We start from the raw sequence: 21,796 nt of genomic DNA on the forward strand, positions 1-21,796 counted from the left end.
CGCGCGCTGGCTGTCGCGGCGCGGGCCGTCCGACGCGGCGGCCCTGCGGCGGTCCGGCCTCGCGTCCTGAGCCGGCCGCCCGCCCCGCGGAGGGCGGGGCCGCGGGGTCCATGACGCCGGGGGCGGGGCACAGGGTCCACAGCGCCGGGGCGAAGTCGCTCGGTCCATGACGCCGGGGCAGGGCCGCAGGGGCCATAACGCCCGGGCAGGGGGTCGGCTGATGTCTTACGGAGCGGAGCGGGCCCTCCCTACGGTTTCGGCACTCCAACCGAATCCGAGGAGACCTCCCCATGCTCCAACGACACCTCAGAGCCGCGTGCGCCGCCGCCGCGGCGGCGGGTGCCCTGCTCGTGGCCGGGCTCAGCGGCTCCGCGAGCGCCCAGCCGACCGCCTCCCCGGCGGCCCCCACGGCGGCCCGGACGCTGCGCACCTCCGACGCGCCGCCCGCGCTCCTCGGCGCGCTCCGGCGCGACCTCGGCCTCGACCGGCGGCAGGCGGAGCGCCGCCTGGCCAACGAGGCCGAGGCGGGCGCCACCGCGGGCCGGCTGCGGGCCGCGCTGGGCGCGGACTTCGCGGGCGCCTGGGTGCGCGGTGCGGAGTCGGCCACGCTGACCGTGGCCACCACGGACCCGGCGGACGTCCCGGCGATCCGGGCGCGCGGCGCGGTCGCGGCCGTCGTCGGCCATTCCCTGGCGGAGCTGGACGCGGCCAAGGCGCGCGTGGACCGCGCCGCCGCCCACCGTCGCACCTCACAGACCCCGGTCTGGTACGTGGACGTGCCGAGCAACACGCTCGTCGTGCAGGCGACGCGGCCGGCCGCCGCCCGCGCCCTGCTGGCGGCCGCCCACGTCGACGCCTCCCTCGCCCGGACCGTGAAGTCGTCCGAGCGCCCCCGCCCGCTGGACGACCTGCGCGGCGGCGACGCGTACTACATCGGCAACAGCAGCCGATGCTCGATCGGGTTCCCGATCACGCGGGGCACCCAGCAGGGCTTCGCCACGGCCGGCCACTGCGGACGGGCGGGCAGCACCACCACCGGCTCCAACCGGGTCGCGCAGGGCACCTTCCAGGCGTCGGTCTTCCCCGGCAACGACATGGCGTGGGTGGCGGCCGGCACCAACTGGACGGCGACCCCGAACGTCAACGGCTCCGGCGTCCAGGTCGCGGGGTCCACGCAGGCCACGGTGGGCTCCTCGGTGTGCCGCTCCGGCTCCACGACGGGCTGGCACTGCGGCACGGTGCAGCAGCTCGACACGAGCGTGACGTACCAGGAGGGCACCGTCGCCGGTGTCACCCGCACCTCGGTGTGCGCCGAACCGGGCGACTCCGGCGGGTCGTTCATCTCCGGCAGCCAGGCCCAGGGCGTCACCTCGGGCGGTTCGGGCGACTGCACGAGCGGCGGCACGACGTTCTTCCAGCCGATCAACCCGATCCTCCAGTCCTACGGCCTCACGCTGAAGACGACCGCGCCCGGCCCCGGCGATCCGGGCCCCGGCGACCCGGGCGGCACCTGGTCGGCGGGCACCGTCTACCAGGCGGGCGACACGGTGACGTACGGCGGTGCCGGCTACCGCTGTCTCCAGGGCCACCAGGCGCAGGCCGGATGGGAGCCCCCGAACGCCCCGGCGCTGTGGCAGCGGCAGTGAGCGGCCGAACCACCAGATCACCGGACTACCGGGGCCGGGCATGATCGGGGCCAGTACGCTCGTGCCATGGTCGAACATCGCATGGTTGACGTGAACGGCGTCCGGCTGCACATCGCCGAGCAGGGCGAGGGCCCCTTGGTGGTGCTCCTGCACGGCTTCCCCGAGTCATGGCACTCCTGGCACCGCCAGTTCGGCCCGCTGGCCGACGCGGGGTTCCGTGTCGTGGCGCCCGACCAGCGGGGCTACGGGCGCAGCGACCATCCCGCCGCGGTCGAGGCGTACACCATCCTGCACCTGGTCGGCGACGTGGTCGGGCTGATCCGGGCGCTGGGCGAGGAGAAGGCGTACGTCGTGGGGCACGACTGGGGGGCGCCGGTCGCCTGGCACACCGCGCTGCTGCGGCCGGACCTGGTGCTCGGGGTGGCCGGTCTGAGCGTGCCGCCGCCGTTCAGGGGGACGCGGCCGCCGCTGCCCGCGATGGACGAGATGTTCGACGGCCGCTTCTACTGGAACTACTTCAACCGTCCCGGCGTCGCCGACGCCGAGTTCGCCGAGGACACCCGCACCGCGCTGCGGAAGTTCTTCTACTGGGCGTCCGGGGACGCGCCCGGCGCCGGGCAGGGCAAGCAGCCGCTGGTCGACCCCGAGCGCGGCTGGCTGGCCACGATGCCGGATCCGGAGGTGCTGCCGGAGTGGTTCGGCGAGGCAGACCTCGACGCGCTCACCGAGAGCTTCGCCCAGGGCTTCACCGGGGCCCTGAACTGGTACCGCAACCTGGACCGCAACTGGGAGCTGACCGCTCCCTGGCACGGCGCCGTCGTCACCCCGCCGGCCCTGTACGTCTACGGCGACCGGGACGTCGTTCCCGCCTTCCCCGGCACGCCCGAACTCATCGAGCGCCTGCCGTCGCTGATGCCCAACCTGTGGCGCGAGCCGCTGAAGCTGCCGGGCTGCGGCCACTGGACCCAGCAGGAGCGCCCGGACGAGGTGAACGCGGCGCTGATCGAGTTCCTCCGCGGCTGCGCCTCCTGACAGGGGCGCGGCCGGCGGCCCCCGTCGGGAGGGGGTCGGCTTCCGAGGGACCGTCCGGCATGGACACCGCCCGGAGGAACGACGTCACCGTCACCGGCGATCCGCGCGGACGTGCGGTGGTGCCGGCGCACGGGTTCGGCTGCGATCGGCACACGCGAGGCGCTCGACCCGCGCGACGCGGGGCGGCGAGGGGACCCGGCCGGGCCGCCCCTCCTCGCCGCCCCGCGCACCGCCGGTGGGCGACGGGCGGGTCACCTTCCCGATGCCGCCCGGCGGGCGCGCAGTTTGCCGAAGAGCTGCTGGGCCTGGGCCCGGCGGCGTGGGTCGGACGCGGTGCGGCGCACCTGTTCGATCGTGCGCCGGCCCTGGGGGCTGCGCGCGAACTGCCTGAGCCGGTCGAAGACAGCGGACACGACACTCCTCTCGCCACGGTGGTCCCGGCTCGCGCCGGGCGTCGTGCCTGTCCGGCTACCCGGTGACCGGCGGTCCAGACCCGCGCGGCCCTGCCGGGTCAGCCGCTCAGATGCCGTTGCAGCCAGTCGGCGGCGGCCCGGCGGAAGAGCCTGCGGTTCTCGGCGCGGAGGAACTCGTGGCCCTCGTCGCGCAGCGTCAGCAGTTCGGCGTCCAGGCCACGTTCGCGCGCGGCCCGTACGAACTGCTCCGACTCCCCGGGCGGCACGTTGGTGTCGTGCTCGCCGTGCACGGCGAGCACCGGCGCGCGCAGCGCGTCGATACGGCTCATCGGGGAGAGCTGGTGGAGCAGTTCGCGGTCGTGCTCGGGGTGGCCGTACTTGTGCGCCGCCGACTGCGCGATCCACGGTTCGGTGCCCGCGAAGAACGTCGCGAAGTCCGACATGCCGCACACCGCCACCCCGGTGCGGAAGAGTTCCGGGTGCCAGACCAGGCAGGCGAACGTCAGATAGCCGCCGTAGGAGTGGCCCATCACGGCCAGCCGGGACGGATCGGCCGGTCCGGCCGACACCGCGTGGGCGGCGCAGTCGGCCACGTCCTCGATCGCGGCGAACCGCCCGGCCGCCAGGTCCGCATCGACGAACGACCGGCCGTAGCCGGACGACCCGCGCACGTCGGGGGCGAAGACGTCCAGTCCCCGTCCGAGGATCTCGTGGTAGAGCGGGTCGAGGACGGGGCGTTCCTGCTCCTCCGGCCCGCCGTGCAGGTGGAGGACGCAGGGCGCCGGTTCCCCGGGGCCGCGTCCCGGGGCCCGGTAGTACCAGCCGTGCAGCGGTACTCCGTCCCGCGCGGTCAGGCTCATCTGCACCGGTCGCACCGGCGGGCGGCCCGGGGGCACGGCGTCCTCGTCCCGGGACGACCACGGGGTGCGCACGGGAAGGGCACCGCCGGGGAGCCGCCACACGCCGGGGCGGCGCTGGGAGCCGGACAGGGCCAGCAGCAGCCCGGGGCCGGCGTCCACGACGCGGGTGGCCACCTCGTGGGGCAGGGACACCGGCCGGGGCGGCCCGGTCGCGGCACCGGCTGTACCGGTCGGGTCGGTGTCGAGGACCTCGATCTCGCTGACGCCCCGGACGTTCCAGGCCAGTACGGCGGCGCTGCCGTCCCGGGCGCGGTGCAGCAGTTCCAGGTCGGCGTCCTCGCGCGCGGCGGCGACGGACCAGCCGCCGGGCCGCCCGTCGGCATCCAGCCGGGCGGTGAGCAGGACCGCGAACTCCCGGTAGGCGTCGCTGCGCAGCCAGAGGGTGTCCGCGTGGGGCGAGAACCCGCCGATCCACGGGTCGCCGTCGGCGACCGGCACCACGCAGGTCGTGGCGCGGTCGCCGGTGCGCAGCACCACCGCCTCGCGCCGGGCGCGCGGTCCCCGGCGCAGCAGCGCCAGGGTGCCGTCGTGGCTGAGGTCGCACACGCGCAGGGTCGCGGCGTCCTTCTCGGCGGCGAGCAGGACGGGGGCGGCCACGCCGTCGGGGTCGAGCAGGTAGGCCGACAGTCCGTCGCCGAAGCCGGCACCCGGTGCGGTGTGCCCGTCCGCGCCGGCGACCGCCGTGGGCGAGGGCCGGCCGAGCGCGCCCTCGTCGTGGGGTGCCGCGCCGAGGAGTACGGCGTCGCCGAAGCCGTGGGCCCCGCCGGCCGGCAGGCGGCCGGCCGGTGCGCCGGAGCCGGGCGGTGCGGGTTCGGCCCCGGTGTCCTGGGGCGGGGGCGCGGCGGTGGGCACGGCGACGGTGACCGCGAGGACCGAGCCGTCGTGCGCCCAGCAGCCGAGGTGGGCGGAGCTGCCCGGTTCGGCGCCGGCCAGGATGTGACGGCCGGTGCCGTCGGGCCGTACGCACAGCACCCGCAGGTGCTCGCCGCCGCCGGGTGCGGTGGTGTAGGCGATCCACCGGCCGTCGGGCGACCAGGACACCTCCTGGACGGGGTCCGGTTCGCCGTCGAGCAGGTGCACCCCGTCGCCGTCGGCCGGGCCCGCCCACAGCTGGGGTACGCCGCCCCGGTCGCAGATGAAGGCCACCTGGGCGCCGGAGGGGTCGGCCGACGGGTACCAGCAGCCGTGCGCGGCGAGCCGCGTGGTCGCGTCGCGCGGCCCGGCGGCGTCCGGCAGCGGGATGCGCGCGGGGGCGGCGAAGGCCCGGGTACGGCCGTCGTGGGCCGTCGGCGGGGCCGGGCCCGGACGCGGCGCCGGACGCCCGGCGGGGGCCGTGCCCGGGCCGGGCGTACTCTCCGTGTCGCGTTCCCCGGTCAGATACCGTGCGTCTGTAGCCATATCTCCAGCAAAGCCACTTGCCACAGTGCGTTCGCTCCGCGCTTGGTGTGGTGTCGGTCGGGGGCCGCCAGGAGTTCGGCGAGGTAGGAGTCCCGGAACAGTCCGCGCTCTCTGGCCTCGGGGGCGTTCAGCGCCTCCCGCACCCGTTCCAGGACGGGGCCGGCCATGTGGGTGATCGCCGGGACCGGGAAGTAGCCCTTGGGCCGGTCGACCACCTCGGGGGGCAGCAGTTTGCGGCCGGCGTCCTTCAGGACGCCCTTGCCGCCGTCGGCCAGCTTCAGCTCGGGGGGACAGGCCGCGGCCAGCTCCACCAGTTCGTGGTCGAGGAACGGCACCCGGGCCTCCAGGCCCCAGTCCATGGTCATGTTGTCGACCCGTTTCACGGGGTCGTCCACGAGCATGACGTGGGTGTCCAGGCGCAGGGCCGCGTCGAGGGCGGTCTCGGCGCCGGGCACGGACATGTGCTCCCGGACGAACCGGCCGGAGACGTCGTCCCGCGGCAGCATGTGCGGCTGGAGCATGGCGGCGAGGTCGGCGTGCGGCCGGTCGAAGTAGGTCTCGGCGTACCTCTGCGGCTCCTCCTCGCGGGCCGCGGAGGCGAGTTCGGGGTACCAGCGGTAGCCGGCGAAGACCTCGTCGGCGCCCTGGCCGCTCTGCACGACCTTGACGTTCTTGGCCACCTGCTCGGACAGCAGGTGGAAGGCGACCACGTCGTGGCTCATCATCGGCTCGCTCATCGCCGCGACCGCCGCGTCCAGGGCCGTCGACACCTGCCGGGAGGGGATCATCAGCCGGTGGTGGTCGGTGGCGAACTCCCTGGCGATGAGGTCGGAGTACCGGAACTCGTCCCCCTCGTCGCCGCCTTCCGACTCGAAGCCCACGCTGAACGTGGCCAGGTCGCGCTGTCCCTCGTCGGCCAGCAGCGCCACGATGAGGCTGGAGTCCAGGCCGCCGGAGAGCAGCACGCCGACCGGTACGTCGGCGACCATCCGGCGGCGTACGGCGGTGCGCAGCGCCTCGAGCACCGCGTCCCGCCATTCGCTGGCGGTCATGCCCTCGTGTTCGGGGCGGCGCGTGTAGGACGGCTGCCAGTAGCGGTGGTCCCGGTGGGTGCCGTCCGGCTCGACGATCCGCACGGTGGCCGGCGGCAGCTTGCGCACTCCGGCCAGGACGGTGTGCGGCGCGGCCACGGTGGCGTGCCAGCTGAGGTACTGGTGGACGGCGACCGGGTCGAGCGCGGTGTCGACGTCGCCGCCCGCGAGGAGGGCGGGGAGCGACGAGGCGAAGCGCAGTCGGCCGGCGGTCCGGGACAGGTAGAGGGGCTTGATGCCGAGCCGGTCGCGTCCCAGGATCAGGCGGCCGGTGCGGTGCTCGACGAGGGCGAAGGCGAACATGCCGTAGAAGCGGTCGACGCAGGCGGTACCCCACTGCCGGTACGCCTTCAGGATCACCTCGGTGTCGGAGGTGGACCGGAACCGGTGGCCCAGGCCCTGGAGTTCGGCGCGCAGTTCCTCGTAGTTGTAGACGCAGCCGTTGAAGACGCCGGTGATGCCGGAGTCGGGGTCGGTCATCGGCTGGGCGCCGCGCTCGGAGAGGTCGATGATCTTCAGTCGGCGGTGTCCCAGCGCCACGGCTCCGCGGGACCAGACCCCCTGGCCGTCGGGGCCCCGGGGGGCGAGCCGGTCGCTCATCCGCTCCACGGCCCCTAGGTCGGGCCGCCCGCCGTCGAACCGCATCTCACCGCACAAGCCGCACATCAGACAGCACCTCCGCGGCCGGCGTCCGGATGGCACGGCGGTGTGCGGTGGGGGGACGGGGCCGTCGGTATCCGGTCGGGGCTGGTAGCCATGGTGCTCTCTTCTCCTTCGTGACATGGGGGTGGGTGTGGGGCGGCCCGGTGACGGCGGGGAGCCGCCCGCGCTTCAGTGCTCGGCGAGCCTGGCCGGGCGGGAGCCGGGGGTGTCCTGGGCGGCCGGCTCGGGGTAGGTGAGGTGCCCGGCGGGGTCCGCGACCGTCCGGCGGCTGCGGCCGGTCTGTCCCCGGGTCTCCGCTATCGCCAGATCGGTGCAGGCCAGCAGGTCCTCGGCCGTGGCCGTACGGCGCATACGGCGGGCGGCGCTGCCCTCCGCCAGCGCCCGCTCCGCGAGGTCCCGGACGGTGTGCCAGTCGTCGGCGGCCTCCAGGGCGGGGCGCACCCGGTCCAGCAGCCCGCGGACCACCTGGGCGGCGGGCGCCTCGTGCCGGGTGCGGGGGTCGACCAGGACGCCTTCGAGGCCGGACCGCGCGGCCCGCCAGCTCGCGGCGCGCAGCCACTCGTGCCGGCCCGCGCAGGCCGGGACGCGCGTCCCTGACGGCCGCTCGACGGCTTCGGTGACGAGGGCCCGGAAGAGTCCCGCGATGAGCACGACCGTCTCCGCGCGCGGGCAGGCGTCGCAGATGCGCAGCTCAAGGGTCTGCTGATGGGCGGAGGGCCGTATGTCGTAGTAGATCATCCCGGCGTCGCTGATGACGCCCGAGTCGATGAGGTCCCGGACCGCCGCGTCGTAGGCGGCGGCGTCCGCGAAGCAGCCGGCCGGGCCCGCGGTGGGCCAGCGCTGCCACAGCATCGTCCGCCAACTGGCGTAGCCGGTGTCGGCGCCCAACCAGAACGGGGAGCTGGCGGACAGGGCCAGCAGGACGTGCAGCCAGGGCGACACCTCGCACATGACGCGTACGGCGAGGTCGCGGTCGGGGACGTCGACGTGGACGTGGGTGCCGCAGATCAGCTGCTCGTCGGCGACCATGCGGTACTCGTCGACCATGTGGCGGTAGCGGCGGCCCGCGGTGGGGTGGATGTCGGCGGTGCGGGCCAGCGGCACCGTTCCGGCGGCGACCGCCGCCAGGCCGTTCGCGGTCGCGGCGGCGTCGAGCAGGCGTCTGGTGCCGGTGATGTCGCCGTACAGGCCGCCCAGTGAGGCGTGCACACCGCTGTTCGACTCCACGGTCGCCTGTTGCAGCTCGGTCGTGAAGGTCTGCGGGGGGAGCTTCTCCAGGATCATGTCGGCCCGTGGCACGAGCCGGCCCGTCTCCACCTCGACGATGTGGAATTCCTCTTCCACTCCGATGCGCACAGTCACGGCACTCCTTGGGGTGAGGGAGGAGGCTTGCCGCCTCGCCCCGGGAACCGCCCCCGGCACAGACGGTGGCGGGGGATGCATCTCCGACTTCCCGTCTGGCCCATTACCAATCAGCCGGCACGCGGCGGAGGTGGCCGCGGCGGAGGTGGCCGCGGCGCAGGTGGGCGTGGCCGGCCGGGCGGCGGCCGGGCGGACGCGGAGCGCGTCGGGCGCGCGCAACGTGGGTACTGCGGCACGGTGAACCCCCGTCACCCCCCACCGGACAGGAGCACGGCATGAGCAAGGCGAAGGACTCTTCCGGCAAGCGGCAGCCGTCCAAGGGCGACAAGGTCGCCTGGCGCAGCCACGGCAGCGAGACCACGGGCACCGTGGAGGAGAAGATCACCGAGCGGACCGAGGCTGCCGGACGCACCGTGGACGCCTCGCCCGACGACCCGCAGTACGAGGTGCGCAGCGACAAGTCCGGCCGTACGGCCGTGCACAAGCCGTCCGCCCTGAAGCGCAAGAAGTAGGCCGGCCGTGGCGGGCGAGGAGGACGCGCACCGAGAGACCTGGGACACCTTCCGCGAACTGGTGAACATGGCCCCGGCCGCGCTGGAGAAGTGGCTGGCGACCGACGAGTCCCGGGCGGCCGGACAGCACAAGGACGGCGGTGAGTCCACCGGTCACGCCTCCGGCCGCGCCATCGTGGGCATCCTGCGCAAGAAGAAGGGCGACCTCTCGGACGAGGACTACGCGCACATGCGCAAGGTGACCGGCTACATCCGCCGGCACCTCGCGCAGCGCCCTTCCGGGGACGTGCGCGACACCCGGTGGCGGTACTCGCTGATGAACTGGGGTCACGACCCGCTCCGGGACAGTTGAGGCACGGTGGCGCCCGGCGGTCCGGACCCACGGGAGGGCCGTACGGGACGGCGGCTGCCTACAGTGGAACGAGCACCATCCACGACGACACCCTGACGAGCGCGCATGAGGTACCCCCACGCCGGCCCGGACGACGGGCCCAACACCCTGTTCGACCTCGACGCGCTCGACGCCGCCGCGGCACCCGAGGGCGGCGGCACGGCCGGGCGGAGCGGCCGGGAACCCGGCCCGCGGCCCTCCGCCTTCCGCGACTCCCCCGCGGCCCGGCGGCTGCTGCCGGTGCGGACCGTCTACGCGGAACCGGCCGCCGCCCGCTCCCCGCGCGGCCGCCAGATCCTCGCCCGTCACCCGGACGCGGAGGTGATCGAGGTGGAGTCGCACTGGCGCATCCCCGGGCTGCACGGCAACGAGGGCAATGTGCGGCGCTGGGTGCGCGTGAAGGGGGAGACCCTGGTGCTGGGCGAGAAGAAGACGTCGGCCACACGGCCCAACGGCCGGTCCGCCGACTGGATCGCGCCCGGCCCCTCCAACGGCTGCGCCCTGGCCTGCGCGTACTGCTACGTGCCGCGCCGCAAGGGGTACGCCAACCCGATCACCGTCTTCACCAACATCGACGGCATCATCGCCCACCTGGGACGGCACATCGCGCGCCTGGGCCGCAAACGGGAACCCAACCAGTGCGACGAGTCGGCGTGGGTCTACGACATCGGGGAGAACGGCGACTGTTCGGTGGACGCGCTGATCTGCGACAACACCGCGGATCTCGTGCACGCCTTCCGCCGGTGGCCCACGGCGAAGGCGTCGTTCGCGACCAAGTTCGTCAACCCCGACCTGCTGGCGCTGGACCCGCGGGGCCGGACCAGGATCCGTTTCTCGCTGATGCCGGCGGCGGACTCCCGCCTGCTCGACCTGCGGACCTCGCCGGTGGACGACCGGATCGCCGCCGCGGCGGACTTCCTGGACGCGGGGTACGAGGTGCACTTCAACCTCTCCCCCGTGGTCGTGCGGCCCGGCTGGGAGGAGTCGTGGACCGAGCTGCTGCGGCAGCTCGACGACGTGCTGCCCGACCGGGTGAAACGGCAGGCGGCCGCCGAAGTGATCATGCTGACGCACAACCAGGAGCTGCACCAGGTCAACCTGGGCTGGCACCCCCGCGCCGAGGAGGTGCTCTGGCAGCCGCCGCTCCAGCAGGCCAAACGGTCGCAGAACGGGACCCTGAACGTGCGCTACACCAACCGGGTCAAGGCCGGGGCGGTGCGCACCCTGCGCGAACTGGTGTCGGCCCACGCCCCCTGGCTGCGCATCCGCTACGCCTTCTGAGGGCATCGGCCCCACCGGCGCGACATCCCCGGCGCCCAGCTGGGTACCCCCTGCACAGGAGGACCGGCACAGGAGGTTCCGCATGTTCGAGGCATCCGACATCCGTGAGTGGCGAGGCCATGACGTCGTCGACGCGGACGGCCACAAGATCGGCGCACTGGAGTCCGTCTACGTGGACACCAGCACCGACCAGCCCTTCTTCGCCACGGTGACGGTGGGGCTGCCCACCCGTCGCCGGCTGGCGTTCGTGCCCCTCGTGGGGGCGACCGTCGGCCCGGGCTACCTGAAGGTCACGTACGGCAAGGACCAGGTGAAGAAGGCCCCGTCGATCGACCTCGACGGCGAACTCCCCGCCTCGGAGGAGGCGGCGGTCTTCGCCCACTACGAGCTGCCCTACGCGCCGGGCGCCGGCGGTGAGCGACGCCTGGGCCGCCGCTGATCCACCGAACCCTCGGGAGATCCGGGAGATCCGATGACCGTGTTCCTGCTGCTGATCCTCGTCGCCATCGTCCTGGGCATCATCGGATTCGCCGTCCATGGCCTGTTCTACCTCCTGGTCATCGGCGCGGTCGTGATCGTGGTGGACCTCGTCTACGCCGCGATGCGCTTCCGCCGGGGCGGGCGGAAGCACCGCATCGCCCGGTGACGCTCCGTTCACCCACACGAATCAATCTCACCGCCCCGGGCGGGCCCGGGCGCATGACCGGCCCGCCGCCGGTGAGACATCGGACATGGACGAACCGACCCCGGCGGCCCCGCTGCCCGCCCCGCGTGACCCTCCCCCGCCCGACGCCGTGTTCACGGCGGACTTCGCCTCCACGGCCCAGTGGGTCGCGGGCCGCTCCTCGGCCTATCCGGGGAGCGGCCCGGTCAATCCCGGCGACGACAAACTGGACTACCTGGTGGCCGACGCGCACCACAGCCGCTCGGGCGTCTTCCGGGCCACCCGCCGGGCGGACGGCCTCTGGGACACCGGCCTGCTGACCACCGAGGGCAGCGAGGAAGGGTTCACGCTGCGGACCGGGGACGTGCTGGAGACCCGGGTGCGGCTGCCGGAGGAGACCGGCGCCTGGCCGGCCGTCTGGACCTGGCGGGACGGCGACCAGGAGATCGACGTCTTCGAGTACCACCCGGACAACCCGGACCTGCTGGAGTTCACCAACCACGTGCGCGGCGGCAACCGGTACGTCCACGACGACGCCGTCCGTCCGGGCGCCTGGGTGGACCTGCGCACCGACTTCGGACGGCACTCGGTGGTCTGGTGGCTGAACGGCACACGGGTCTTCACGGACCGGCGGGGTGTCGGGCGCGGCTGGCACGCCAGTCTCATCGTCAATCTCTCGGTCTGCGCCGGGCGCTATCACCCACCGCCCGATCCGGCGACCGACGAGATGACCTTCGAGGTGGGCAGCCTGGTGGTCCGCCGTCCGTCGGCGGACGGCCCCTCGTCCGGTCAGGCGGCGGTCCCGTCCCGGTCCGAGGACGGCCACACATAGGGCAGATCGGCGGGGACACCGGGGAACACCTCCGCGTAGGCGTCCCGGTCCTTGCGGACGAGCGCGGACTGGTGGCTGCGGTGGAAGGCCGCGTCCCCGAGCCACGGCGGCAGCTCCCCCGCGGCGGCGAGCGCGGCCTGGTCACGGACCGGAGCGCCCGGACGGCAGCCGGCGAACCCCGCCACCAGGGACGCGGCACAGCTGTCCTGGTGCCCGTGTTCCCGCCAGACCCGGCAGATCTCCAGGCCGTAGCGGACCAGGGCCTCCTCGTAGCCGTGCCACATCCGCACGGCCGGGTGCCTGCGCCAGCCGTAGCCGGGGACGGTCAGGCCGCGCAGGACCTGGAGCGCCTCGACCCGCTGCTTGCCCAGGCGGCGGCGGTCCAGGAGCAGGGCGGAGCGCCGGAAGTCGGAGTCGGGCAGGAACGTCTGCATGGGCGCCGTCCTGGAGCGGGTGCGGGGATGGGGGACGGGGTCAGGGCCGGGAGTCGTGGGGTCGGTTCGTCGCTCGGTTCGTCGCCGGGTGCTCCTCGTGTCGTGGGCCGGCCCGGGGCCGGTCAGCGGGGGTGCCGGCGGGCCGCGTCGTCGGCCGCGCCTCCGGCGCCGAGGGGTCCGGTGGTCAGCAGTGATCCTCCGGCTTCCAGACGGGCCACGTCGTGCCGGGACCGGCGCAGCACCAGCGGCGGCAGGACGGCCCGCACCGGCTGGATCAGCCGCAGCCAGGGCGGTGCGTACACGGCCGTGCGCCGGCGCTCCAGGCCCCGTACGATCCGCTCGGCGACCTCCGCGACGTCGTACACCCGGCGGGCGGGCCGCGGCATGTGGCCGCGCAGCTCGCGCAGCACGGTGTACCGGTCCGCGTCGTGGATCATGTCGGTGTCGGTCCAGTTCAGGTAGGCGATGCCCACGGCGACGCCATGGCCGGCGACCTCGGCGCGCAGCGCGTGCGCGAAGGCCTCCACGCCCGCCTTGGAGGCGCAGTAGGCGCTCATCAGCGGTGCGGCGCCGAGGGAGGCGAGCGAGGCGATCTGGAGGTAGTAGCCGGCCGAGGCCCGCAGGTCCGGCAGGAAGGCCCGGGCGGTCTGGGCGCTGCCGGTGAGGTTGACGTCGACGACCCGGCGCCACTCGGCGGGGTCCGTGGCCTCGAACAGGCCGCCCTGGGCGACACCGGCGTTGGCGATCACGACGGAGGGGGTGCCGAGCCGGTGCCGTACCTCGCGGGCGGCCCGCCTCAGGGTCGTCAGGTCGGTCACGTCGGCCTCGATGGCGAGCGCCGGGGTCGGCAGCCGTGCGGCCACCTCCGCCAGCAGGTCCGGCTCGTGCCCGAGCAGGGCGGTCCGGGCGCCGCGCCGGGCGACCTCGTGGGCGAGCGCGGCGCCGACGCCGCGGGCGGCGCCCGTCACCACGACGGTCCGGTTCTCCAGGGGGCTGCTCGGCACGGTCTCCTCCCTCTCTCGCGGGGCTCGGGTCAGGACTCGCCGGCCGGCGGACGCGCCACATGGCCGGGGTGCCCGCGGGTGCGGCGGGCCTCCTTCATCTCCGCCTCGTACAGGTGGCTCCGGCCCTGGGCCAGGGTGCTCACCGCCTCGCGTTCCAGCTCCCGGAACGGCTGGTAGTAGCCCTCGTCGTACGCCTCGACGATCTGGAACGTCCAGCGGCCCGGGAGGACGTTGCGGCCGAGGATCTCGGTCTCCACCTTGTCCGCCCAGCCGGGGTGTCCGGCCTCGCGCAGCAGCCGTACCGTCCGGTCGAGTTCCAGGTCGGCCCCGCCGGTGAGCTGGTGGAAGCTGTACAGGTGGCCGCGGGCGCGCTCCGTGGTCTCCAGCGCCTTCGACAGGGAGCCGAGGGCCTCGACGGTCCGGTCGTCGACGCCTTCGGGACGGCGGTGCCGGGGGGCGGGCGCGTCCTGGTCTTCGTTCATGGCACTCCCTGGATGCTGTGGGGCGGATGCCGGGTACCCGTTCTCCCTTCCCGCTCGGCCGCGCGACCGGATACGCCGTCCGCCGAACGTGTGATCAGCCCTTCCGTCCGGTGCGGTCCCGGCCGGTGAGGAGGCGCTGGGCGCCGGTCAGGCCGGAGGCGCGGTGGGCGCGCAGGGCGGCCCGTGCGGCGTTGGCACCGGGGGCGCCGTGCACCCCGCCGCCGGGGTGGGCGCCCGCGGAGGCGAGGAAGAGGCCCTTGACGGGGGTCTCCGGGCGTCCGGTGCCGGGCAGGGGGCGGAAGAAGAGCTGCTGGTGGAGGGCGGCCGTGCCGCCGTTGATGGCGCCGTCCGAGAGGTTGGCGTCCAGTGCCTGGAGCATGGGCGGCGCGAGCACGCGCCGGGCGCGTACGAGGGCGCGGAAACCCGGGGCGAAGCGTTCCACCTGGCGTTCCACCCGGTCCGCCATGCGCTCCCGGTCCGCCGGACCCCACTCGCCGGTGATGCCCTCGTGTCCGGCGTCCGCCCGGATGTCACGGGGCACGTGGGTGTACGCCCAGGCCGACTCGGTGCCCTCGGGGGAGCGCGAGGGGTCGGCCAGGGTCATCTGGCCGAACAGGACGAAGGGCCGGTCGGGCACCCGGTGCATGGCGATCTGCGCGGCGAAGCGGGTCAGCTCGTCCAGGCCGTCGGCCAGGTGGACGGTGCCGGCCCGGCGGGCCTCCTCGGCCCGCCACGGCACCGGGCCGTCCAGCGCCCAGTCCACCTTGAAGGTGGCGAAGTCCCACTGGAAGCCGCGCAGGTCCGCCAGCACCTGATCGGGCAGGTGCTCGGCGCCGACGAGTTCCCCGTACAGGGCGGGCACGGAGACGTCGGCGAGCACGGCCCTGCGCGCGGGTACCGTCTCCCCGCCCGCGGTACGCACCCCTACGGCGCGCCGGCCGCGGACGGTGACGCGCTGGACCCGCTGTCCGCACCGGACCTCTCCCCCGCGCGACCGCAGCCGCCGCACCAGCGCGTCGGTGAGGGCGCCGGCACCGCCGACCGGGACCGGGAAGCCGTACGTCTGTCCCAGCATGGACATCAGCCAGCCGAAGCCGCCGCTGCCCGCCGTCTCGGGGGCGAGGTCGGCGTGCAGGGCGTTGCCGGCCAGCAGCAGCCGGCCGCCTTCGCCGCGGAACTCCTCCTCGCCCAGCCGGCGCACCGGCAGGACCAGCGACCGGGCGGTGCGCAGGCCGCCCGCCGCCCGCAGCCTCCACAGCAGCCGCGTCGCCGCCTTGACCGGCGGGAACGGGGTGAACAGGGCGTCCAGCACATCCGGGCGCAGCGTCTGCCAGAGGTCGAACAGGCGCTGCCAGGCGGCTCCGTCGCCGGGTGCGAACACCTCGGCGGACGCGGCGGTCGTGTCGATCCGCCGGTCCAGTACGGCGCACCGGCCGTCGGTGAGGGGATGCGCGAGGACGTGCGGTGCGTGGCTCCAGCGCAGCCCGTGGTCCTCCAGGCGGAGCCCGGCGAGGATCGGGGACGCGGCGGCCAGCGGGTAGAAGGAGCTGAAGAGGTCGTTGACGAAGTCGGGGTGGACTCCCCGGTCGTGCCGGACGGCGCCGCCCGGTTCCGGCTGCTCCTCGAGCACCTGGACGCTCCAGCCGGCGTCCGCCAGGAGATTGGCGGCCACCAGGCCGTTGGGTCCGGCCCCGATGACCACGGCGTCAGGCACGGCCGGTCCCCTCCGCGGCGGGTGACGGCCGCGTGTGCGTCCCGCGGCGCGTGTCGCCCTGCTCGCAGCAGCGGGCGAGCCGGGCGAGCATGGCGCGGTGGCGCAGCTGGATGAACGTCTCGACGGCGACGTTGTGCACGGCCGCTCCGATGCCGTGCAACGGGTGCTCGTCCACGATCACCAGGCAGTCGTCGCCCCATTCGCGCAGCTCGATGGAGCAGCGGGCGGTGCCGAGGGCGCCGGCGGTGATCTCCAGCTCGAGCCGGGACCGCTCCCGGCAACTGCGGACGACCGTCTCGTTGGCGAGCCGGAACGGGCCGAGCCGGATCTCGTACTCGAGGGACGAGTTCTTCTCCGGCCACCGCCCGTGCTTCGGCCGGGAGGCACCCGTGCCGACCACCCAGTCGGCGTACCGGCGGCCGTCCGAGAGCACTTCCCACACGGCGGCGGGGTCGGCGTTGATCACGCGGTGACGAACGGCCATGCGGGCCTCCGATCGGTACTGGTCACAGCCGTGACCGGGTGCCCAGTGGCCGGGCGCCCAACCGCGTCGGCGGTCCAGGCGTGCCGGGTCGGCCCTGCGGGCAACCGGAGGACACCCGAGGACGCAGCAGGCCGGGGCGGACACGGCCGGCGAGGAGGCAGGCGATGGAATGGTGGGGCTGGATCGTCTTACTGGTGGCGGTGATCGGGCTGGTCGTGGCGGCGACGCTGTCGGTCCAGGCCAAACGCCGTGCCGGGACGGTGATCGCGGTACGCGGGGGGCGCCGGACCGGTCGAGGGGGGCCGCGGTGATCACGTTGATGCTCGCTTCGGAGCTGTCCGGGCGTGAGGTCGTGACCCTCGGCGGTGACGCGGTGGCACGGATCAAGGACACCGTCTTCGACGCCGGAGCGGGCCGCATCACCGGTTTCACCCTGAGCGGCCGGGGCCTGCTGGCCGGTCCGCTGAAGCGGAGCCTGCCGTTCGCGGCGGTGCACGCGCTGGGGCCCGCCGCCGTGATGATCCCGAGCGTGGACGTCCTCGGCGACCGGGCGGCGGTCCTGGGGTCCGACGCGGCCGGGCGCGGTCCGGTGATCGGCGCGCCGGTGATCACCGACCAGGGCACCGAGGTCGGCACCGTGCGGGACGTGGTGGTCGAGTCCGGCACCGAAGGGCTGGTCATCGGGTTCGAGATCACCGCGGCCGACTCCTCGGGCGGGAGGCGGAGCAAGGTGTTCGTACCGCGCGGGGAGACGCTGGCCGTCTCCGGTGAGGCCCTGGTGGTGCCCGCCCGGGCCCGTCACTTCGTGGCCGAGGACCTGCCCGGCTTCGGCGCCCAGGTGGAGGCGTTCCGGTCGGGCGCCGGTGAGGGAGGGGCGGCATGATGCTCTTCACGCGGACGCGGGGCCTGCCGGTGATCAGCGCCGAGGAGGCCACGGTCCTGGGCACGGTGGACGAGCTGACCGTCGACGCCCACACCAGGAGCGTCGCCTGGCTGCGTCTGAAGGGCGCGCCGAAGGACCGTGCGGTCATCGGATGGGACGCCGTGGAGGCCGTGGGGCACGACGCCGTGATCGTGCGCTCGCGGCCCATCACCGGGCCCGCGCCCGAACACCGCGAGGCCCTCGGGAGCCGGGTCCTGACCGAGCGGGGCGTCGAGCACGGAACCGTCAAGGACATCGCCTACGACCCCGTCTCGGGGAAGCTGCTCACCCTCTACACGGCACTCGGTGACATCCCCGGACACCGCCTGATCGGCCTCGGCTCCTACGCCGTGATCGTCCACGCGGAACACGGCTGAACCCTGCCGGGGCGGGGGCGGGGGGGGGCGGGTTCCGGTTCGGCCGGGGGGCCGGGTACCGGCACGGCCGGGGGCGGGGTTCCGGCACCACCGGGAAACCGGGTGCCAGCACGGGCGAGAGGCCGGCTTCCGGCACGGCCGGCGGGCCAGGTTCTAGTACCGCCGGAGGCGGGGTTCCGGCACGGCCGAGAGGCCGAGTGCCAGCACGGCCTAGGGAGGGGTGCCGGCACCGCCGGGAAACCGAGTGCCAGCACGGCCGGGGACGGGGTTCCGGCACCGCCAGGAGGCCGGATTCCGGCACGGCATGGATCACTCGGACCGGCACGGGGTCCCGGGCCCCCACCCGGCGCGGGTGTCCAGACCCCACCCGGCGCGGGTGGGCTAATCCCGCCCGGCGGTCGGGCGGGTGAGCGGGGTCGGGCGTGCGGACGGGGGCGGGATCACCTGAACCGCCGTGGGGGCCCGGTCCCTAAGGAACACGGGTCGGCCCCGGCTCGGCCGACCGCCGGGCGGTGGTCCCGGACCGGACCGGACCGGCGCAAGCGCACCGAGCCCCCCACCAGGTGGGGGGCCGGAACCGCAAGGCCCGGTCTCCGGGACCGGGGGGTCATCCCGGTCGGCATCCGGCCAGGGCCCGCAGCAGGGCGCTACGGCCGCGGTGCGGCACCGTCCACAGGGGGACCCCCTGGACCCCCCACCGTTCGAGCAGGGCGTTGGCGGCCAGGAAGCCGGAGGTCGCGGCCCGTTCCATCAGGGCCACCGGCAGGCCGGTGCGGACCAGGTCCCCGGCGACCACGAGCGACGGGTCGGGGGTGCGGACGGCCGGCCGGTCGCGGTAGCCGCCCACCGGGAAGAGCGGGCAGTCCTCGCGCCACTCGTGGCGTACGTCGACGATCGCGGCCCCCCGGGACTCGGGGTAGACGGTCCGCAACTGCTCGACCAGGCGCTTCTCCTCGACGTCCCGGGCGGCGTGCGCCGGTACGGCGTAGGCGTGCAGTTCCACCACGGAGCCACCGGTGCCCGCGGCCCAGCGGGCGGCCTCGTCCTCCCAGCGGTCCGGCACGCTGACGTTGTCCAGGGTCGCGAACCCGCCGGTGCCGAGGAATCCCGGCCGGCCGGGCGCCATGGGCCGGTCCAGCCACAGCCGGGTGACCAGGAAGGCGGGGGCGGTGCGCAGGCGGGCGATCCGCTCCCGCCACGGGGCGTCGCCCAGTCGCTCCGAGCGGGCGACGACGCGGCGCAGTCCGGCGGTGTCCAGGGCGAGGACCACGCTGTCGTAGTGCCGTTCGTCCCGGTCGGTGGCGACCGAGTGGCCGCCCGCCCCGGTGGGGGTGACGCCTTCGACGGCGGTGCCGGTGCGCACCTCGGCGCCGTGCCGCCGCAGGTATCCGGCCAGCGGGTCCCACAGGGCGGCCGGGAAGGGTGCGCGGGGCACGTCGAACAGCAGCCCTTCGGCGGAGCCGAGGAAGTAGATGTGGAACATGAGCGCCATCTCGGCCGCCGAGAGCTGCCGGGGGTCGGCGAAGAAGCTGCGGGAGAACACCTCGAACGCGAGGTGCCGGGCCCGCCCGGGGAAGTTGACGGCGTCCAGGAAGTCATGGGCGCTGACGTGGTCGAGCCGGTCGTAGATCCCGGGAACGCGGACGTCGAGCAGCGGCAGGGCCGCGGCGGGGCGCATCGCGCGCATCTCCCGCGGGGTGAAGGAGGGGCTGAGGGCCGCGAAGCCGAGCGCGCTCCACGGCGGGGTGCGCGGGACGTGGCGGAAGCCGTCCCGGGTCCCGTCGGCGTGCAGCAGCGGGTAGTCGGGCAGGCCGGTCAGGCGCCGCAGTCCGGGGTCGGTACGGCGGAGCAGTCCGCGCAGGTTGTAGTACTGGCGGAAGAAGGCGTGGAAGCCACGGCTCATGGTCACCCGCGTGCCGTCCCGCAGCTCGGTCGGCCAGCCCCCGGCGCGTCCGCCGAGGTACGGCTGCCGCTCGTACAGCGTGACGGCCACCCCGCGTTCGGCGAGCGCCGTGGCGGCGGCGAGGCCGGCGATGCCGCCGCCGATGACGGCGGTCGTGGGGCGGTCGTCTCCGACGCGCCGCCTCCCGGGCGGTGCCGGGAGCAGCCGGGCCCGCCGGTCCCGGCCCCGGCGGGCGTGGTCCGCCCGGCGCCCCGTCCCGCTCATCGCGCGGCCTCCGGCCGCCGGGCGACGAAGGTGTGGGCGATGCCCGTCTGCCAGCCCGGCAGGGGCAGGGTCCGTACGTGGTCGAACCCGGCCGCCCGGATCCGGGCGGCGAAGCGGTCGGCGGTGTCGAACCGCGTGACGCTGTGCCAGAGGTGGCGGTACAGCGCGCCGTCGCCGAGGACGGACGCCACCGGCCGCAGCAGGCCCCGGCAGACCAGCGTCCACACCGTCCGGTCGGCGCGGCGCCCGCTGAGGGTGTATTCGTGCACGCCGAGCCGGCCGCCGACCGCCAGCAGGTCGCGCGCGGCGGTCAGGACGCCGTCGGGATCGGCCACGTTGCGCAGCAGGTAGGCGGCGAAGACCGCGTCGAACGGCCCCGTCACCCCGGCGTCGGCGAGGCGTTCGGCCGGTGCCCGGACGAAGGTCACCCCGCTCGCCCAGGGTTTTGCGGCGGCCCGGCGCAGCATGCCGGCGGAGGCGTCGACGGCGGTGATGTGCGCGGCGGGCAGCACGGCACGGAGCGCGGCCGTCGAGGCGCCGGTGCCGCAGCCCAGGTCCAGCAGGCGCAGGCCCGCCCCGTGTCCGGGCAGGCCGAGGCGGCGCACCGAGCGCCGGAGCTGTGCGTGGTAGCCGGGGTTGGCGGCGACCAGCGCGTCGTAGCTGCGGGCCGCGTGGTCGAACGCGGTGGAGAGGTCCTCGTCGCGCAGCAGGGTCATACGGTCTCCAGGGACGGCGGGTCGGGGCGGGGGCGGTCAGTCGGACGGGCGGCGGGGCAGGCCCGGCAGTTCGAGCGCCGAGCGGAGCATCGGGCCGATCGGTGTGCGCAGGCCCACGGCGAGGTCCTCGCGCAGCCGGGTGCCTCCGTCGAGGAAGCGCAGCAGCCGGGGGGTGGGGACCCGGGCGAACAGCCGGCAGAACAGCGCGGGGCCGTCCACCCGGCCGCTGGCCAGGGCGCGCAGCAGGACGGCGTCCATGGCGCGGGAGCGGGCGGAGTGGGCGGGGGGCGGCACCGGCCGGTGTCCTTGGCGCAGGGCCGCGGCGACCGCGCGGGTCTGGCGTTGCAGGCCGGCGAACGTGTAGCCGGTGGCGGGCCGGGTGGCGCCGCCCACGGCGCCGATGCGGAACACCGAGGCGCCCACCTGGCGGGGCATCGGGGCGTCCGTCATCGGGATGACGCCGGTCTCGGTGGCGAGGACGCGGGTGCCGGTCAGGCCCAGCACGTCCCGGGCGTAGTGCCGTACGGCCTCGGTGTAGCCGCTGTCGGTGAGCGGCCGGGGCGAGAACTCCGTGTACTCGACGAGCGCCTCGCACGCTCCGGTGGGCAGGACGTAGCCGAACGACAGCCCGTCGGCGGGCTGCGGGGTGCGGAAGTCCATGAGTTCGACGGTGTCCGGGTCGAAGGCCGGGCGGGCGGTGCGCACGAACCAGCCGTGGAAGTGCTGGAGCAGGGTGGTGCGGGCGGCGGGCAGGCTGCCGAGGGGCCGGGAGTCGAACACCCAGCGGGCCGTGAGCACGTCCGTCCGGCCGTCGGGGGCGCGCAGCCGGACGCGGGCGCCGCCCTCGACGTCCTCCACCGTCTCGACGGTGGCCTGGACGCGCCGCACGTTGGGGCTGCGCGCCAGGTCCGGGCCGACGAGGGCCTCGAAGTCGTCGGAGCGGATCATCTTGTAGCGCAGCGGGGCGAGGTCGCCCTCGACCGGGTGGCCGTGGGGCGGGCGCACCTGCACGCGGCGCCAGCGGGCGGTCAGCGCCGCGTCGAAGCGTCCGGGGCCCGCCTCCCAGTAGCACCAGGTGCGGCGCGGCGGGCGCAGCGGGCCGGGCGGCGCCTCCAGCAGGACGACGGTGGGCGTGCGCAGCCCGGGTCTGTGCCCGGCCAGCCGGTGGGCCAGGGACAGGCCGGCGGCTCCCCCGCCCACGACGGCCACCTCCGCCTCGAACACGAGGGCTCCCTTCCGTGCTGCGCGTCCGTGTGCGCAGCGCGCACTGTCCGCGTATTCCCGCCCGTGT

23 protein-coding genes are annotated in these 21,796 nt (G+C 75.1%); 11 read left to right on the forward strand and 12 right to left on the reverse strand.

The annotated features are described in order from the left end of the window. The first annotated feature begins 290 nt into the window (after positions 1–290). Together IF37_RS0129220 and IF37_RS0129225 are read left to right on the forward strand one after the other, a co-directional pair. Positions 291–1,646 (forward strand): alpha-lytic protease prodomain-containing protein, encoded by a 1,356-nt coding sequence (locus IF37_RS0129220; RefSeq protein WP_030749009.1) that lies wholly within the window; start codon positions 291–293, stop codon positions 1,644–1,646. Between the two features lie 66 nt (positions 1,647–1,712). Further along, a complete protein-coding gene (locus IF37_RS0129225; protein ID WP_030749012.1) occupies positions 1,713–2,678 on the forward strand; it encodes an alpha/beta fold hydrolase in 966 nt (321 codons plus the stop codon). Positions 2,679–2,929: 251 nt separating this feature from the next. Here the strand turns inward: IF37_RS0129225 and IF37_RS44655 are convergent, their stop codons facing one another. From IF37_RS44655 to IF37_RS0129245, 4 genes are all read right to left on the reverse strand, one after another. Beyond that, positions 2,930–3,091 (reverse strand): hypothetical protein, encoded by a 162-nt coding sequence (locus IF37_RS44655; protein WP_158727411.1) that lies wholly within the window; start codon positions 3,089–3,091, stop codon positions 2,930–2,932. A gap of 98 nt (positions 3,092–3,189) precedes the next feature. Beyond that, positions 3,190–5,409, reverse strand: coding sequence for a prolyl oligopeptidase family serine peptidase (locus tag IF37_RS0129235; protein WP_106981874.1), 2,220 nt, complete (start codon positions 5,407–5,409; stop codon positions 3,190–3,192). After that, positions 5,385–7,166 (reverse strand): N-acetylglutaminylglutamine amidotransferase, encoded by a 1,782-nt coding sequence (locus tag IF37_RS0129240; protein WP_030749024.1) that lies wholly within the window; start codon positions 7,164–7,166, stop codon positions 5,385–5,387. The genes IF37_RS0129235 and IF37_RS0129240 overlap by 25 nt, the downstream gene beginning before the upstream one ends. Positions 7,167–7,331: 165 nt before the next feature. Further along, positions 7,332–8,525 (reverse strand): glutamate--cysteine ligase, encoded by a 1,194-nt coding sequence (locus IF37_RS0129245; protein WP_253915882.1) that lies wholly within the window; start codon positions 8,523–8,525, stop codon positions 7,332–7,334. A 275-nt stretch (positions 8,526–8,800) separates the two neighbouring features. Here IF37_RS0129245 and IF37_RS0129250 point away from each other — a divergent pair, with 275 nt between their 5' ends. The 6 genes from IF37_RS0129250 to IF37_RS0129275 all read left to right on the forward strand — a co-directional run bounded on the left by IF37_RS0129250 (position 8,801) and on the right by IF37_RS0129275 (position 12,205). Next, positions 8,801–9,037 (forward strand): DUF2945 domain-containing protein, encoded by a 237-nt coding sequence (locus IF37_RS0129250; RefSeq protein ID WP_030749030.1) that lies wholly within the window; start codon positions 8,801–8,803, stop codon positions 9,035–9,037. 7 nt (positions 9,038–9,044) lie between these two features. Then, positions 9,045–9,389, forward strand: coding sequence for a DUF3140 domain-containing protein (locus IF37_RS0129255; protein ID WP_030749033.1), 345 nt, complete (start codon positions 9,045–9,047; stop codon positions 9,387–9,389). Positions 9,390–9,494: 105 nt separating this feature from the next. Beyond that, positions 9,495–10,709: a spore photoproduct lyase family protein gene (locus tag IF37_RS0129260; RefSeq protein ID WP_030749035.1), complete on the forward strand. Its 1,215-nt coding sequence runs from the start codon at positions 9,495–9,497 to the stop codon at positions 10,707–10,709. Between the two features lie 82 nt (positions 10,710–10,791). Further along, positions 10,792–11,148 (forward strand): PRC-barrel domain-containing protein, encoded by a 357-nt coding sequence (locus tag IF37_RS0129265; RefSeq protein WP_030749037.1) that lies wholly within the window; start codon positions 10,792–10,794, stop codon positions 11,146–11,148. A 33-nt stretch (positions 11,149–11,181) separates the two neighbouring features. Then, positions 11,182–11,355 (forward strand): hypothetical protein, encoded by a 174-nt coding sequence (locus tag IF37_RS45040; RefSeq protein WP_173457023.1) that lies wholly within the window; start codon positions 11,182–11,184, stop codon positions 11,353–11,355. A gap of 85 nt (positions 11,356–11,440) precedes the next feature. Then, complete coding sequence (locus IF37_RS0129275; RefSeq protein ID WP_030749039.1) at positions 11,441–12,205, forward strand: family 16 glycosylhydrolase; 765 nt, start codon at positions 11,441–11,443, stop codon at positions 12,203–12,205. On the opposite strand, the gene IF37_RS0129280 is transcribed toward IF37_RS0129275, so the two are convergent. The 5 genes from IF37_RS0129280 to IF37_RS0129300 all read right to left on the reverse strand — a co-directional run bounded on the left by IF37_RS0129280 (position 12,163) and on the right by IF37_RS0129300 (position 16,323). Further along, positions 12,163–12,639 (reverse strand): MSMEG_6728 family protein, encoded by a 477-nt coding sequence (locus tag IF37_RS0129280; protein WP_030749042.1) that lies wholly within the window; start codon positions 12,637–12,639, stop codon positions 12,163–12,165. The genes IF37_RS0129275 and IF37_RS0129280 overlap by 43 nt on opposite strands. Positions 12,640–12,761: 122 nt before the next feature. Next, positions 12,762–13,643, reverse strand: coding sequence for an SDR family oxidoreductase (locus tag IF37_RS0129285; protein WP_030749045.1), 882 nt, complete (start codon positions 13,641–13,643; stop codon positions 12,762–12,764). A gap of 29 nt (positions 13,644–13,672) precedes the next feature. Beyond that, positions 13,673–14,125 carry a hypothetical protein gene (locus IF37_RS0129290; protein WP_030749048.1) on the reverse strand — a complete coding sequence of 151 codons (453 nt, stop codon included), beginning with the start codon at positions 14,123–14,125 and terminating at the stop codon, positions 13,673–13,675. Between the two features lie 94 nt (positions 14,126–14,219). Beyond that, positions 14,220–15,839 (reverse strand): NAD(P)/FAD-dependent oxidoreductase, encoded by a 1,620-nt coding sequence (locus IF37_RS0129295; RefSeq protein WP_030749051.1) that lies wholly within the window; start codon positions 15,837–15,839, stop codon positions 14,220–14,222. Further along, positions 15,832–16,323: an SRPBCC family protein gene (locus IF37_RS0129300; RefSeq protein WP_030749054.1), complete on the reverse strand. Its 492-nt coding sequence runs from the start codon at positions 16,321–16,323 to the stop codon at positions 15,832–15,834. The genes IF37_RS0129295 and IF37_RS0129300 overlap by 8 nt, the downstream gene beginning before the upstream one ends. A 164-nt stretch (positions 16,324–16,487) precedes the next feature. Here IF37_RS0129300 and IF37_RS45285 point away from each other — a divergent pair, with 164 nt between their 5' ends. The 3 genes from IF37_RS45285 to IF37_RS0129315 are packed head-to-tail and all read left to right on the forward strand — an operon-like array spanning position 16,488 to position 17,622. Next, on the forward strand, positions 16,488–16,634 hold the full coding sequence (locus tag IF37_RS45285) for a hypothetical protein (protein ID WP_216725858.1): 147 nt from the start codon (positions 16,488–16,490) through the stop codon (positions 16,632–16,634). After that, a complete protein-coding gene (locus tag IF37_RS0129310) occupies positions 16,631–17,206 on the forward strand; it encodes a PRC-barrel domain-containing protein (RefSeq protein WP_106981876.1) in 576 nt (191 codons plus the stop codon). Before IF37_RS45285 ends, IF37_RS0129310 begins: the two co-directional genes overlap by 4 nt. Then, on the forward strand, positions 17,203–17,622 hold the full coding sequence (locus tag IF37_RS0129315) for a PRC-barrel domain-containing protein (RefSeq protein ID WP_030749060.1): 420 nt from the start codon (positions 17,203–17,205) through the stop codon (positions 17,620–17,622). The genes IF37_RS0129310 and IF37_RS0129315 overlap by 4 nt, the downstream gene beginning before the upstream one ends. Positions 17,623–18,229: 607 nt before the next feature. On the opposite strand, the gene IF37_RS0129320 is transcribed toward IF37_RS0129315, so the two are convergent. Genes IF37_RS0129320 through IF37_RS0129330 form a run of 3 tightly spaced genes read right to left on the reverse strand, consistent with a single transcriptional unit; the run spans position 18,230 to position 21,729 of the window. Next, positions 18,230–19,789 carry an FAD-dependent oxidoreductase gene (locus IF37_RS0129320; protein ID WP_079165934.1) on the reverse strand — a complete coding sequence of 520 codons (1,560 nt, stop codon included), beginning with the start codon at positions 19,787–19,789 and terminating at the stop codon, positions 18,230–18,232. Then, complete coding sequence (locus IF37_RS0129325) at positions 19,786–20,505, reverse strand: class I SAM-dependent methyltransferase (RefSeq protein ID WP_030749066.1); 720 nt, start codon at positions 20,503–20,505, stop codon at positions 19,786–19,788. Before IF37_RS0129325 ends, IF37_RS0129320 begins: the two co-directional genes overlap by 4 nt. Positions 20,506–20,541: 36 nt before the next feature. Further along, the gene (locus IF37_RS0129330; protein WP_030749069.1) at positions 20,542–21,729 is read right to left on the reverse strand and encodes a lycopene cyclase family protein; all 1,188 of its coding nucleotides are present in this window, start codon (positions 21,727–21,729) and stop codon (positions 20,542–20,544) included. Positions 21,730–21,796 lie beyond the last annotated feature (67 nt).

It is taken from the genome of Streptomyces sp. NRRL S-31 (genome assembly GCF_000718775.1).
GTDB lineage: Bacteria > Actinomycetota > Actinomycetes > Streptomycetales > Streptomycetaceae > Streptomyces.